This window comes from Enemella dayhoffiae (assembly GCF_002250625.1).
GTDB classification, from domain to species: domain Bacteria; phylum Actinomycetota; class Actinomycetes; order Propionibacteriales; family Propionibacteriaceae; genus Enemella; species Enemella dayhoffiae.
The window spans coordinates 260424-274538 of record NZ_NMVQ01000012.1 but is presented as its reverse complement, the minus strand read 5'-3'; the positions used below and the strand labels follow the sequence as shown (position 1 = coordinate 274538).

General features: G+C 69.3%; 13 protein-coding genes. 9 read left to right on the top strand and 4 right to left on the bottom strand.

From position 1 onward, the window contains the following. Positions 1 to 170: 170 nt before the first annotated feature. From hisF to ilvD, 5 genes are all read left to right on the top strand, one after another. Positions 171 to 983, top strand: a complete 813-nt coding sequence (gene hisF, locus CGZ93_RS09270; RefSeq protein ID WP_094363828.1) for an imidazole glycerol phosphate synthase subunit HisF — start codon at positions 171 to 173, stop codon at positions 981 to 983. Then, positions 976 to 1914 carry a 2-hydroxyacid dehydrogenase gene (locus tag CGZ93_RS09265; protein ID WP_094363827.1) on the top strand — a complete coding sequence of 313 codons (939 nt, stop codon included), beginning with the start codon at positions 976 to 978 and terminating at the stop codon, positions 1912 to 1914. The genes hisF and CGZ93_RS09265 overlap by 8 nt, the downstream gene beginning before the upstream one ends. Next, positions 1911 to 2996, top strand: a complete 1086-nt coding sequence (locus tag CGZ93_RS09260) for a glycosyltransferase family 87 protein (RefSeq protein ID WP_094363826.1) — start codon at positions 1911 to 1913, stop codon at positions 2994 to 2996. Before CGZ93_RS09265 ends, CGZ93_RS09260 begins: the two co-directional genes overlap by 4 nt. A 10-nt stretch (positions 2997 to 3006) precedes the next feature. Then, entirely contained in the window at positions 3007 to 3906 is a 900-nt protein-coding gene (locus tag CGZ93_RS09255; RefSeq protein ID WP_094363825.1) for an alpha/beta hydrolase, read from the top strand. 131 nt (positions 3907 to 4037) lie between these two features. After that, positions 4038 to 5876 carry a dihydroxy-acid dehydratase gene (gene ilvD, locus CGZ93_RS09250; protein ID WP_094363824.1) on the top strand — a complete coding sequence of 613 codons (1839 nt, stop codon included), beginning with the start codon at positions 4038 to 4040 and terminating at the stop codon, positions 5874 to 5876. 21 nt (positions 5877 to 5897) lie between these two features. Here the strand turns inward: ilvD and CGZ93_RS09245 are convergent, their stop codons facing one another. Then, entirely contained in the window at positions 5898 to 6491 is a 594-nt protein-coding gene (locus CGZ93_RS09245) for a hypothetical protein (protein ID WP_229117325.1), read from the bottom strand. A 483-nt stretch (positions 6492 to 6974) separates the two neighbouring features. Here CGZ93_RS09245 and CGZ93_RS09240 point away from each other — a divergent pair, with 483 nt between their 5' ends. The 3 genes from CGZ93_RS09240 to ilvC all read left to right on the top strand — a co-directional run bounded on the left by CGZ93_RS09240 (position 6975) and on the right by ilvC (position 10390). Further along, positions 6975 to 8693 (top strand): acetolactate synthase large subunit, encoded by a 1719-nt coding sequence (locus CGZ93_RS09240; protein ID WP_229117342.1) that lies wholly within the window; start codon positions 6975 to 6977, stop codon positions 8691 to 8693. Continuing rightward, complete coding sequence (gene ilvN / locus CGZ93_RS09235; RefSeq protein ID WP_267489726.1) at positions 8690 to 9250, top strand: acetolactate synthase small subunit; 561 nt, start codon at positions 8690 to 8692, stop codon at positions 9248 to 9250. The genes CGZ93_RS09240 and ilvN overlap by 4 nt, the downstream gene beginning before the upstream one ends. Before the next feature lie 108 nt (positions 9251 to 9358). Next, entirely contained in the window at positions 9359 to 10390 is a 1032-nt protein-coding gene (ilvC, locus tag CGZ93_RS09230; protein ID WP_094363822.1) for a ketol-acid reductoisomerase, read from the top strand. Positions 10391 to 10521: 131 nt separating this feature from the next. Here the strand turns inward: ilvC and CGZ93_RS09225 are convergent, their stop codons facing one another. Genes CGZ93_RS09225 through CGZ93_RS09215 form a run of 3 tightly spaced genes read right to left on the bottom strand, consistent with a single transcriptional unit; the run spans position 10522 to position 12781 of the window. Next, complete coding sequence (locus tag CGZ93_RS09225; RefSeq protein ID WP_141211153.1) at positions 10522 to 11094, bottom strand: hypothetical protein; 573 nt, start codon at positions 11092 to 11094, stop codon at positions 10522 to 10524. Positions 11095 to 11124: 30 nt separating this feature from the next. Then, the gene (locus tag CGZ93_RS09220) at positions 11125 to 11697 is read right to left on the bottom strand and encodes an O-methyltransferase (protein WP_212753364.1); all 573 of its coding nucleotides are present in this window, start codon (positions 11695 to 11697) and stop codon (positions 11125 to 11127) included. A gap of 10 nt (positions 11698 to 11707) precedes the next feature. Next, a complete protein-coding gene (locus CGZ93_RS09215) occupies positions 11708 to 12781 on the bottom strand; it encodes a 3-isopropylmalate dehydrogenase (protein WP_094363819.1) in 1074 nt (357 codons plus the stop codon). A 101-nt stretch (positions 12782 to 12882) separates the two neighbouring features. Between CGZ93_RS09215 and CGZ93_RS09210 the strand changes: the two genes are divergently transcribed. After that, positions 12883 to 13989: a branched-chain amino acid aminotransferase gene (locus CGZ93_RS09210; RefSeq protein ID WP_094363818.1), complete on the top strand. Its 1107-nt coding sequence runs from the start codon at positions 12883 to 12885 to the stop codon at positions 13987 to 13989. Positions 13990 to 14115 lie beyond the last annotated feature (126 nt).

Genomic DNA, 14115 nt, shown 5'->3' with positions numbered 1-14115 from the left:
AGATGGCCGCTCAAGGGCGGTCCGTTGCGCTGGTATTGCATCCGCATGCACCAATGTTGTCAACAATCTACGATCCGATTGTTGCGGAGTCGCGTCGCTGCCGTGACCGTCTCGCTGGATGACCCGTCCAGACGATCGGTGCGGGGTCGGCGGTCGGGCAAGATGGGGGCATGAGCCTGGCCGTACGCATCATCGCCTGCCTCGACGTCCACGACGGGCGCGTGGTGAAGGGCGTCAACTTCACCAACCTGCGCGACGCCGGGGACCCCGTCGAGCTGGGGCTGGCCTACGACGCGGCGGGCATCGACGAGCTGACCTTCCTCGACATCTCGGCCTCCCACGAGGGACGCGCGACCACCCGCGAGGTGGTGGCTCGCACCGCCGAGACCGTGTTCATCCCGCTCACCGTGGGGGGTGGAATCGCCTCGGTGGAAGACGTCGACGACCTGCTCCGGCACGGGGCCGACAAGGTCGGGGTGAACACTGCCGCCATTCGCCGGCCTGAGCTGATCGCCGAGATCACCCGCCGCTTCGGCAACCAGGTGCTGGTGCTGTCGGTCGACGCCCGCCGCGAGTCCGGGCAGCCCTCGGGCTTCGGCGTGACCACCCACGGCGGCCGCACCTCCGCCGGGTTGGACGCGCTGGAGTGGGCGCGGCAGGCGGTGGACCTGGGTGCCGGGGAGATCCTGCTCAACTCGATGGACGCCGACGGCACCAACGCCGGCTTCGACCTCGCCATGATCGAGGCGGTACGCCGCGTCGTCGACGTCCCGGTGATCGCCTCCGGGGGCGCCGGCACCGCTGCCCACTTCGTGGACGCCGCCCGCGCCGGGGCCGACGCGGTGCTCGCGGCCAGCGTCTTCCACTTCGGCACGGTCAGCGTCGCCGAGGTCAAGCACGAGCTCGCCGAGGCCGGCTTCGCCGTCCGAATCCCTGCCACCACAACCCTTCCCAGCCGCCACACCGGAGGTGCTCATGCCTGATCCGAAGCAGCGACTCGCCTGGTTGCCGTTCCAGACCCGGGAGGAGGCCGAGGCGGCCCTCGGCGGCCTCCCCGACGGGGTCGGTTTCGCGCCGTTCGTCGACCCCGACGACCCGTGGCCCGACTCCATCGCCGAGGTGGGCTTTCTGGTGGTTCCCTATCTCACCGGCAACAAGGGGCTGAGCCGGGCCAAGGAGATGACCTCCCTCGAGGTGGTGCAGCTCAACATGGCCGGCTACGACGGCGTCCCGGAGCTGATCCCGGACGGGGTCGCGCTGTGCAACGCCGCCGGAGTGCACGACACCTCGACCGCCGAACTGGCCATCGGGTTGGCGCTGGCGCAGGGCCGTCAGCTCGACGTGTACGCCCGGAACATGCCCGACGGCACCTGGGACCGTGGTCCGCTGGGCCGTTCGCTGGCCGACCAGCGGGCGCTGATCCTCGGCTACGGCTCGATCGGCAAGGCGATCGAACGGCGGCTCGAGCCGATGGAGCCGGCGTCGATCACCCGGGTCGCCTCCCGGGCCCGCGACAACATCCACGGCATCGACGAGCTCGACGAGCTGTTGCCGGAAACCGATGTGGTGTTCGTGATCTGCCCGCTCAACGACGCCACCCGCGGGTTGCTCGACGCCCGCCGGCTGGCCCTGTTGCCCGACGGGGCCCTGGTGGTCAACGTCGCCCGCGGCCCGATCGTCGACACCGAGGCGTTGGTCGCCGAGACCAGCAGTGGCCGGCTCCGTGCGGCCCTTGACGTGACCGACCCCGAGCCGCTGCCGGCCGACCATCCGCTGTGGCGCAGTCCCGGCGTACTGATCGCGCCGCACACCGGCGGACCGTCGACCGCCTTCGAGCCCCGCGCCAACGCCCTGATCGGGCGCCAGCTGCGGCACTGGGCGGCCGGTGAAAACCTGGAGAACCGGGTCCTGTGAACCGCCTCAGCGAGGCGGAACGGGCCGCCGCCGCGCTGGGACGTCCGGAGCGGATGCGGCGCTGGCTGCTGGAGATCGCGCCGGCAGTGGTCGTGGGGCTGCTGCTCCTGCGCCTCGCGGGCGGGGATCCCTGGCCCGTCGCCACGGCGGAGCGGGCGACGCCGGTGGAGTGGCTGTTGCGCGCACCGCTCTCGCTGCTGCCGACGTGGTTGGCGCGGCCGGTCTGGGCGCTGCTGACGGCCCTGGCGCAGCGGCTGGTGCTGGCTCGTGCGGGGGTGCGCCGCGGCCTGCCGCTGGGGCTGCTCAGCGCGGGACTGCTGGTGGTGGCCGAACCGTTCCGGGTCGTTCTCGGCGCCGGCCAGCTCGGCACCCTGCTGCTCGCCCTGGTGGTGGGCGACCTGCTGCCGCGCGCAGTGGGGGAGCGGCGCTGGCTGCCGCGCGGGGTGGCCACCGGTCTCGCCGTGAGCATCCACCCGATCAACCTGCTCTTCCTCGGGTACGCCGCATTCACCGCCCGGTGGCGGGTGGCACTCGTCGGCGGCATCGCGACGGTTGCGTTCAGCGCTCTGGGGGTTGCGCTGCGGCCCCGAGTCGCCGCCCGGGCAGGGGAGCTGGCGTGGGGGGAACTGGCGTGGTCGGGTCACCTGATCGGGCTGCTGGTGGCCCTGCTGGGACTCGGCGCGGCGGTCGGCCTGCACCGGATCGGTGAGGGAGTCCTCGCGGTGGGGATGGTCGGCGTCGCGACCTGTCTGGCCGGATCGGTGTCACTGGGTCGCCACGGCTGGGCTCTGCTGGTCGGGGTCGGCGCCCTCCAGGCGGCTCGCCGTTGGCGCGAAACCCCTTCCCCCACTCGGAAATCCGGGCGCGGTCTGCCCGGCTGGCTGGCCGGGCTCGGCCTGGCGTACGCCGGCTGGGCCGCCGTGGGTGGGTCGCTCCAGCGGTTCGCGGTCGGCGCACCGGCACCGGCCCCGACCGTGCTGCACGCGGTGCTGCCGATGCTGGGAGCCCTGCTGCTGCTGGCGATGATCGGCTTCCTGGTCCTCGATCGTGGCCCGCGGGTGCTGCTGCCCGGACGGTCCTAGGATCGGCCCCATGCGACTGACTCGCCGTACTGCCACCGTCTCGGCCACCCTGGGCGCCGCGGCGACGACCGTCACCGCGCTCGGTGCCGCCGCCGGTGCGCTGGCCGCCGCCCGACAGATCAGCGGGCCACAGCGTCCGGAGCTGGACTATGGGTTCACCCCCTTCGAGGTCGGGCTGGCCGAGGCCAGCGAGGACGTCTCGTTCGACGCGGCCGACAGGACCCGGCTCGCCGGCTGGTGGCTGGAGCACCCGGGCTCGGAGCGGGTGGTGATCTGCTGTCACGGACATCGGGGCAACAAGGCCGACATGCTCGGCATCGGCCCTGGGTTGTACCGGGCCGGCAATTCCGTGCTGCTGTTCGACTTCCGTGGCAACGGCGAGTCCGCCGACGGGCCTCAGTCGTTGGCGCACTACGAGCAGCAGGATCTGGACGCGGCGATCGACTGGGTGTCCCGGCGCCGGCCGGACGCCGAGATCTGCCTGGTCGGGTTCTCGATGGGCGCCGCGGTGTCGATCATGGTCGCGGCCCGTGACGAGCGGGTGCGGCGGGTGGTGGCCGACTCGTCGTTCGCGGACATGCACGGGGTGATCTCGGCCGCGGCCCGCTCGCTGCGGCTGCCGCCGGTCCCGTTGGTGATGCTCGCCGACCATGCGACCCGGCTGCGCTACGGCTACCGATTCGGTGAGGTGCAGCCGGTCGAGGTGGTCGACCGGATCGCCCCGCGACCGCTGCTGATGTTCCACGGCACCGAGGACACGATCATTCCGATCGAGCACGCCCACCGACTCACCGCGGCCGCCGGGCAGCCGAGCGAGTTGCGCGTCGTCGAGGGCGTCGGGCACTGCGGGGCCTACTTCGCCGACCGGCCCGGCTACATCGCCGAGGTGGCCGCCTTCCTCGAGGGTTAGGCGTACGCCGGAACGGACCGCCCTGAGGACTGTCCCGAAGCCGCGCTGCTGGTCGCATGCTGGGCGGCGCTGTCGGATGTCGACGGCAACGCCTACCCTCGAGGGTACGCGAGAAGGACTTAGGAGTCGTCATGCCCGCACTGCGTTCCCGTACCACCACCCACGGCCGCAACATGGCCGGTGCCCGTTCGCTGTGGCGGGCCACCGGCATGGTCGACGAGGACTTCGGCAAGCCGATCGTCGCGATCGCCAACTCGTTCACCCAGTTCGTGCCCGGCCACGTGCACCTGAAGGACATGGGCCAGCTGGTCGCCGGCGCGGTCGCCGAGGCCGGCGGGGTGGCCAAGGAGTTCAACACGATCGCCGTCGACGACGGGATCGCGATGGGCCACGGCGGCATGCTCTATTCCTTGCCCAGCAGGGAACTGATCGCCGACGCGGTCGAATACATGGTGAACGCGCACTGCGCCGATGCCCTGGTCTGCATCTCCAACTGCGACAAGATCACCCCGGGCATGCTGATGGCCGCGCTCCGGCTGAACATCCCGGTCGTGTTCGTCTCCGGCGGCCCGATGGAGGCCGGCAAGGCGTTCGTCGCCGACGGGGTGGCGTACCCGTCGACCGATCTGGCCACCGCGATGGCGGCCACCGCCAACGACCAGATCGGCCAGGCGGGGGTGGACGAGCTGGAGCGTTCGGCGTGTCCGACCTGTGGTTCCTGTTCGGGGATGTTCACCGCCAATTCGATGAACTGCCTGACCGAGGCGCTCGGGCTTTCCCTGCCCGGCAACGGCACCACCCTGGCCACCCATGCGGCGCGCCGAGAGCTGTTCCTGGAGGCGGGACGCCGCGTGGTCGACCTGGCCCGGCGCTGGTACGAGAAGGACGACGAGGGCGTCCTGCCGCGCAACATCGCCAACAAGGCCGCGTTCCGCAACGCGATGTGCCTGGACATCGCCATGGGCGGCTCGACCAACACGATTCTGCACACCCTGGCCGCGGCCATCGAGGGCGAGATCGACTTCACCCTGTCCGACATCCAGGACCTGTCGACGAAGGTGCCGTGCCTGTCCAAGGTGGCCCCGAACTCGCCGAAGTATCACATCGAGGACGTGCACCGGGCGGGTGGTATCCCGGCCATCCTGGGTGAGCTGAACCGCGGCGGGCTGCTGGACGACTCGGTGCACACGATCCACTCCGACGACCTGCAGTCCTGGCTGGACGCCTGGGACGTGCGCGGCGGGAAGGCGACCGAGGCCGCGACCGAGCTGTTCCACGCCGCCCCCGGCGGCGTACGCACCACCGAGGCTTTCTCCACCCAGAACCGGTGGGACTCGCTCGACCTGGACCAGGCCGAGGGCTGCATCCGCGACCTGGAGCACGCGTACACCGCCGACGGCGGGCTGGCGATCCTCTACGGCAACCTCGCCACCGACGGCGCGGTGATCAAGTCCGCGGGTGTCGATGAGGAACTGTTCCACTTCGTCGGCAAGGCGATCGTGATGGAGTCCCAGGAGGAGGCCGTCGAGAAGATCCTGAACAAGCAGGTCGAACCCGGCCACGTGGTGGTGATCCGCTACGAAGGACCCAAGGGTGGCCCGGGCATGCAGGAGATGCTCTATCCGACCTCGTTCCTCAAGGGCCGCGGCCTCGGCAAGAGCTGCGCGCTGATCACCGACGGACGCTTCTCCGGCGCCACCTCGGGCATCTCCGTCGGGCACATCTCCCCGGAGGCCGCCGGCGGCGGCACCATCGGCCTGGTCCGCGACGGCGACGAGATCGAGATCGACATCCACAACCGGAGGCTGCAGCTCAACGTCGACGACGCCGAGCTGGAGCGTCGCCGCGCGGAGCAGGGTGAGCTGCCCTGGCAGCCGGCCAGTCGCGAGCGCGAGGTCTCCAAGGCCCTGCGGGCGTACGCCTCAATGGTCCTGCCGGCCTCCCACGGCGCGGTCCGCCACGTCGACTGAACGGTCAGTCCGGCAGGGGACTCACCAGGGCGCGCCTCGGGTGCTGAGGAACGCCACGGTCGACACGAGCGCGAATCCGACCAGACTGACCCCCATGACCGGGCCGACCAGGCGGCTGGTGGCGTACGCCCCGCCGCGCAGTCGTGGCACCAGCACCGCCAGGGCCACCAGCTGGATCACGCCGAGGATCACCATCGACGCATCGTTCAGGAAGAACGCCAGGGGCAGGAAGTGCGCGGCCACCACGACCGCCACCCACCACGCCATCCAGCGATTCCGACGGGTACGCCACAGGTAGCCACAACCCAGACCTGCGGCCACGACCTCCAGTCCGACCAGGATGCCGAACCATTCATAGCGCCCCTCCAGCGCGCTCCCGTCCCGCCAGTGCCGAAACACCCCGAAACCGAACAACCCGGCCAGCAGCACGCCGACACCCGAACCGATGCCCAGCCATTTCCGCCAGGCCGGCGGCGGATCCTCCTGCCCCCAGCCGAACCAGACGAAGGCCATCAGGCCGAACCAGGCGATGGTGAAGGCGTGATCGCGGATGAACTCGGTCAGCACTTCGTGCTCCTTGGCCGGGGGATGGTCGAGCACCTCCAACCTACTCATCGAATGAGAAGTCTCGAAGGCTCTGCGGGCGCACGCCGCAATGGGCGCCGGCACCGGCTGATAGGTGCGTGTGTCTCGGGGACTCGGACCTCCGGTCCAGTCCCTGAGACATCGCGTCCGTGCGTTGACACCACTGACAGCATGCGTCATCGTGAACGTGTGCAGCAGTACCAGATTCTCGTAATCACCTAGCGTGTCGGTCGGGGAAGATCCCCCGCCACCGACACGCTCCCTCGTTTGCCAGCCGGCAGCGGGGGTTTTTTGTTGCTGGAGATCCCGGCAGCGGAGAAGCGACGAGAATCTGACTGTTGACGCCGGCCCTACAGGGTGTGGGGGCGGAACACGCGAGTGTGTGGAGGACACAGCATGAGGGTCAGCGAAGAGGCCGCACCGAAGCCGGCCAGGCCGGCTCCCCGGCCAGGCGCCCCGAGCCAGCAGGACCAGCCGGGTCAGCAGCCGGAGCGGGCGGATGAGCCGACGCGGATGACCGGTTCGCAGGCTTTGGTCCGCTCTCTGGAGATGGTCGGCGTAGAGGTGATCTTCGGAATTCCCGGTGGCGCGATCCTACCGGCCTACGACCCGCTCTTCGACTCCTCCATGCGCCACATCCTGGTCCGCCACGAGCAGGGCGCAGGGCACGCGGCCGAGGGGTACGCCGTGGCCACCGGCAAGGTCGGTGTCTGCATGGCGACCTCCGGCCCGGGTGCGACCAACCTGGTCACCCCGTTGGCGGACGCGCACATGGACTCGGTGCCGATCGTCGCCATCACCGGACAGGTGGGCAGCAAGGCCATCGGCACCGACGCCTTCCAGGAGGCGGACATCCGCGGCATCACCATGCCGGTGACCAAGCACAACTTCCTGGTCACCCGGCCCGAGGACATCGCCGAGGCGGTCGCCTCCGCCTTCCACATCGCGCTCACCGGACGCCCCGGCCCGGTGCTGGTGGACGTCACCAAGGACGCGCTGCAGGCGGAGTTCGACTTCGTCTGGCCCAAGGCCCTGGACCTGCCCGGCTATCGGCCGACCATCAAACCGCACAACAAGCAGGTCAAGGAGGCGGCGCGGCTGCTGCGCGAGTCGCAGCGTCCGGTGCTCTACATCGGTGGCGGGGTGATCAAGGCGAAGGCCGACCAGGAGCTGCGCGCCCTGGCCGAGGCGGCCGGAATCCCTGTGGTGACAACGTTGATGGCCCGCGGCGCCTTCCCCGACAGCCACGAGCTGAACATGGGGATGCCGGGCATGCACGGTTCGGTGGCGGCCGTCGGTGCGCTGCAGCGGGCCGACCTGCTGCTGGCCATCGGCACCCGCTTCGACGACCGGGTCACCGGAGCGCTGGACTCCTTCGCCCCACTGGCCAAGGTCGTGCATGCCGACATCGACCCGGCCGAGATCGGCAAGAACCGCACGGCCGACGTACCGATCGTCGGTGACTGCCGTGAGGTGCTGCGCCTGCTCGTCGAGCTGGTCGGCGACGGCTCCGAGCTCGACTTCACCGCGTGGGCGGCGTACCTGAAGGGGGTCAAGGAGAAATATCCGACCGGCTATGACGAGCCCGAGGACGGCAGCCTCTCCCCGCAGTATGTGATCCAGCGGATCGGCGAGCTGACCGGACCGGACGCCTATTGGGCCTCCGGGGTGGGGCAGCACCAGATGTGGGCCGCGCACTTCCTGCCGTTCGAGAAGCCGGGCCGCTGGCTGAACTCCGGCGGCCTGGGCACGATGGGCTACTGCGTGCCGGCGGCGATGGGCGCCAAGGTCGCCCAGCCCGACTCGGTGGTCTGGGGGATCGACGGCGACGGCTGCTTCCAGATGACCAACCAGGAGCTCGTCACCTGTGCCCTGGAAGGGATTCCGGTCAAGATCGCGGTGATCAACAACGAGTCACTCGGCATGGTCCGGCAGTGGCAGACGCTGTTCTATCAGGGCCGCTACTCCAACACCGACCTCAAGTCGTGGCGGGTGCCGGACTTCCAGAAGCTGGCCGAGGCGATGGGCTGTGTCGGCCTGCGCGCCGAGTCCCGCGACCAGGTCGACGACGTGATCGAGCAGGCGTTGGCGATCAACGACCAGCCCGTGGTGGTGGAGTTCGTGGTGCACAAAGACGCCATGGTCTGGCCGATGGTCGCCGCCGGCACCAGCAACGACGACATCAAGATCGCCCGAGACATGGCGCCCGAGTGGGACGAGGAAGTGCTGTGATCAACCAGATTCAGGCAGCCGCCACCGAGCTGCGCACCCTTTCGGTGCTGGTGTTGAACAAACCGGGTGTGCTGACCCGGATCGCCGCACTCTTCTCCCGTCGCGGTTTCAACATCGAGTCGCTGGCCGTCGGGCCGACCGAGCACGCCGATCTGTCCCGGATCACCCTGGTCGCCAACGTCGACGACACCGCACTGGAGCAGCTCACCAAACAGCTCAACAAGCTGGTCGAGGTGCTCAAGATCGTCGAGCTGGAAGAGAAATCGGTACGCCGCGAGCTGCTTCTGGTGAAGGTCCGGGCCACCCCCGAGACCCGCAGCCAGGTGCTGGAGATCGTCCAACTGTTCCGCTGCAAGACCGTGGACGTCGCCGCCGACTCGATGACCATCGAGGCGACCGGCGGATCCGACAAGGTCGACGCCCTGCTGCGGATGCTCGAGCCCTATGGGATCAAGGAACTCGTGCAGTCGGGCGTCGTCGCGCTCAGCCGGGGGAGTCGCTCGCTGAGCGACCGCACCACCCGCGGGGAACGCGCCCGCCCGATCCGGATCGTCTGAGGCGTACCCAGGAACCACCCGCCTGAGACCGAACGTTCCGCCGCGGGATCAGGCACTACTGTCGAACCAGACCTCAACAACCATCTCGACCGAGGAGAACCAACCATCGTGGCCACCGAACTCATCTATGACGACAACGCCGACCTGTCTGTGATCCAGAACCGCCACGTGGCGATCCTCGGCTTCGGCTCCCAGGGCCACGCACACGCCCTCTCCCTGCGGGACTCCGGGGTGGACGTCCGGGTCGGGCTCAACGAGGGCTCGAAGTCGCGCGCCCGGGCCGAGGCGCAGGGCCTGCGCGTGGTCACCCCGGCCGAGGCGGTCGAGGAGGCCGACCTGATCATGATGCTGGTGCCCGACCAGCACGCCGCGAAGCTGTACAAGGAGGCCGTCGAGCCCAACTTGGTCGACGGGGATGCGCTGTTCTTTGCGCACGGGTTCAACATCCGCTACGACTTCATCCAGCCGCCGGCCGGAGTCGACGTGGCGATGGTCGCCCCCAAGGGACCGGGCCACCTGGTGCGCCGCGAATACAGCGAGGGCCGGGGCGTACCCGTGCTCGTCGCCGTCGAGCAGGACGCCTCGGGCAAGGCGTGGGACCTGGCGCTGTCGTATGCCAAGGCGATCGGTGGGCTGCGCGCCGGCGGTATCAAGACCACCTTCACCGAGGAGACCGAGACCGACCTGTTCGGCGAGCAGGCGGTGCTGTGTGGCGGCGCGTCGGCGCTGATCCAGGCCGGTTTCGAAACCCTGACCGAGGCCGGCTACAAGCCCGAGGTCGCCTACTTCGAGTGCCTGCACGAGCTCAAGCTGATCGTCGACCTGATGTATGAGGGCGGCATCGCCAAGCAGCGCTGGTCCATCTCGGACACCGCCGAGTTCGGTGACTACGTGTCCGGCCCGCGCGTGATCGACGAGCACGTCAAGGCGAACATGAAGGCCGTCCTCGCCGACGTGCAGAACGGCTCCTTCGCCAAGCGGTTCATGGCCGACCAGGAAGCCGGCGCCCCGGAGTTCAAGAAGTATCGCGAGCAGGGCGAGAAGCACCCGATCGAGAAGACCGGCAAGGAGCTCCGCGAGCTGATGGCCTGGGTCAAGTCCCACGACGACGACTACGTCGAAGGCACCGCAGCGCGCTAGGTAAGGCAGCCGGGCCGGCGCAGGAGAGGCCCGCGTCGGCCGGCTGTACCGCAGCGGGGTTGCCGCGGGCTTCGACGTCTGCGCTGAAGACCGGGGATTGGGTACGCCGCGCGCGAGGCGCCCAACAAGGGCTACCTGCTCTTGATGTCCATGTGGACGAGCATGGTGCCGTCCTTCTGGTTGGCCGTGGAGATCTGCCAGATGCGGTCGGTGGGCTGACCACCTTCGGTGCGGACGGTCTCGTTGGACATCACGCACAGCCCGTCCAGGTCGGGCACCGTGGACAGCGGGCTAGGGGCGTTCTGCCGGCACTCGCCGAACTTCTTCGACAGCGCGATCCAGCCGGCGCCCTTGGCCTCCCCACCCGGATAGACCAACCGCGCCGTGAGCTCGAAGTCGTGGGTCTCCTTCCATGAGCTCAGCAGCACCTTGGTCCCGTCGGGGATCTCCACCTGGCTGCGGAACCGGATGTCCTCCAGGGTCATCGGGCTGCAGGAGCGGCCGATGAAGTCGTTGCGGCACTTCGACCCGTGCTCGTTGGTGAAGGAGAACATCGGTACGCCCCAGCGCCCGGCGTTGGTCCACACGATGAGCCAGGCGATCACCATGACGAGCACCATCGTGCAGAAGCCGATCAGGATGCGCATCCAGCGGCTTCGCCGGGTGCGCACTCGCTCGTCGAGGTGAGGGTGGGACGTACTCATGCGCTCATCTTGCCCGATCCCACCCGATGATCACGAAGGCTCACCCCTGCGGCGTACCGCAACCAGCACCGCGGTGTCCTCGGCGACCATCGTCTCGACGCTCGCCAACCGCGGATCGCAGAGCCACTCCTGGCGCCTGGCGTCGATGCTGCCGTGCTCCATCGGCGGCCAGCCGTGGCAGGGGACCAGGTCATCGATCACCACGATTCCACCGTCGTCAACCAGTGCGATCACCTGCTCACGATCCGCCCGCTTCGCGGCCCCGGCGTCGAGGAACAGCAACGAGAACGGCGCCATCGCCTCCAGGGTGGTCCAATCCGCCTCGAGCACGTCGATGTCGTCGCCGGCGAACACCTGCTGGGCGCATTCCGCCAGCCGCGGGTCCGATTCTGCGGTCACCACCCGGGTCCCCTCGGGGGCGCCGCTGCGCAGCCAGGCAGCCCCCACCCCGCAGCCGGTCCCGCACTCGGCGATGGTTCCGGTGCGGGTGGCCGCCAGGGTGGCGAGCAGCCGGCCGGTCTCGGTCCGGGTCGACTCGATGTATCCCTGTGCCAGCGAGGCACGCAGAGCCCGGGTGACCAGTTCGGGCACCTCCGGGGGCATGCTCACGGGGTCAGAACCTGGCCGCGATCGCGTCGCCGACCTCGTTGGTACGCCGGCTGCCGGACCGCTCGGCGATGTCGGCGTGCACCGCCTCCTCGATCCGCCGGGCGTCCTCGCCGCGACCGAGATGGTCCAGCATCAGCGCCGTGGACAGGATGGCGGCGGTCGGGTCCGCCTTCTGCTGACCCGCGATATCGGGGGCCGAGCCGTGCACCGGCTCGAACATCGACGGGTACGCCCCGCTGGGGTTGATGTTCCCGCTCGCGGCCAGCCCGATCCCGCCGGTCACCGCGGCGGCCAGATCGGTGATGATGTCGCCGAACAGGTTGTCGGTGACGATCACGTCGAAGCGGGCCGGATCGGTCGCCATGAAGATGGTCGCGGCATCGATGTGCAGATAGTCGGTCTCGACCTGCGGATATTCGGCGGCAACCTCGCCAAAGATCCGGCGCCACAGACCGCCGGCATTGACCAGCACGTTGTGCTTGTGCACCAGGGTGACCTTGTTGCGGCGGCGGGTGGCTCGCTCGAACGCATCGCGCACCACACGCTCCACCCCGTGGGCGGTGTTCACGCTGACCTCGGTCGCGATCTCCTGGGGCGTGCCGGCCCGCACGACGCCGCCGTTGCCGCAGTAGAGGCCCTCGGTGCCTTCGCGGATCACGACGAAATCGACGGTACCCCCGGCGATCACGGAGTCGGCCAGCGGAACTGGGATGCCCGGATAGATCTTGGCGGGCCGCAGGTTGACGTAGTGGTCGAACAGGAAGCGCAGGCGCAGCAGCAGGCCGCGCTCGAGCAGGCCGGAGGGGATCTTGGTGTCACCGGGTGCGGCACCGACCGCCCCGAGCAGGATCGCATCCACGCCCTTGAGTTCCTCGATCACCGAGTCGGGCAGCAACTCGCCGGTGCACAGCCACTGTTCGGCGCCGAGGTCGTAGTTGACGGTGGTGAACGCGTCGTCACCGCAGGCGGCGGAAAGGACCTTCAGCCCCTCGGCGACCACCTCCGGGCCGATCCCGTCGCCGCCGATCACGGCGATCGTCGGCCTGCTGGACTTCTGGGGGTTCTCGTTGCTGGACACGGCCGCAACGATAACCAGCGGTGGCGGGGGCTCCGGCGTTGTCTCAGATCGGTGGTCGGACCCGATGCTTTGACGTCCTAGTAAATGTTAGATTTCTGCGCATGAGCCTGATGTTCGACGTGCGCCCCAACCCCCGCCCGATGCCCGCGGACAAGCGGGACGCGATCCTGGCCAAGCCCGGTTTCGGGACCCGGTTCACCGACCACATGGCGGTGGCGAGCTGGACCGTGAAGGACGGCTGGCACGACTCGGCGATCGTGCCCTACGGGCCCTTCACCCTGGACCCCGCGGCGGCCGTGCTGCACTACGCCCAGGAGATCTTCGAGGGGATGAAGGCCTACCGCCACGGCGACGGATCGGTCTGGCTCTTCCGTCCCGAGCAGAACGCCGAGCGCTTCGCCCGGTCCGCCAAGCGGCTGGGCCTGCCGGTGCTTCCCGAGAAGGATTTCCTGGGCAGCATCGAGGCGTTGGTGCGTACCGATCGGGACTGGGTGCCCACCCCCACCAACGGGAGCGAGGTCTCGCTTTATGTCCGGCCGTTCATGTTCGCCTCCGAGGCGTTCCTCGGGGTGCGCGCGGCCGAACACGTGACGTATTCCTGCATCGCCAGCCCGGCCGGGGCATACTTCTCCTCCGGTGTGGCGCCGGTGGCGATCTGGATCACCACCCGCTGGTCCCGCGCCGGCGCCGGCGGCACGGGGGCGGCCAAATGTGGCGGCAACTACGCGTCCTCGCTGGTCGCGCAGCAGGAGGCCGCCGAGCACGGTTGCTCGCAGGTGCTCTTCGCCGACGCCGGCGGCCACGAGTTCGTCGAGGAACTAGGCGGGATGAACGTCTATTTCGTCACCAGCAAGGGCGAACTGGTCACCCCCGAGCTGAGCGGATCGATCCTGGAGGGAGTGACCCGCAGCTCCATCCTGGCCATCGCCGGCGAGCAGGGGCTGACTCCGGTGGAGCGCAAGGTGACCCTGGCCGAGCTGCTCGACGGGATCAGCTCGGGCGACATCCGTGAGGTGTTCGCCTGCGGCACCGCGGCCGTGATCACCCCGATCTCGGAGTTCAAGGACGAGCAGGGGCAATCCTTCCGCGTGCAGGTCGACAGCACCGACGGGGTCGGTGAGCACACCGCCGCGCTGCGGCAGGCGCTGCTCGACATCCAGTACGGCCGCGCCGAGGACCGGCACGGCTGGATGCGCAAGGTCTGCTGAATCCCCGGCCGCGGGCGGGAGGCTCAGGGAGGGCTCAGCCGGCGCCGACTGTAATGATCATGACCAGATCGACCCTCCATTTTCCCGGGGCGAAAATGGGTCCAATCTGGTCATGATCATCACGTG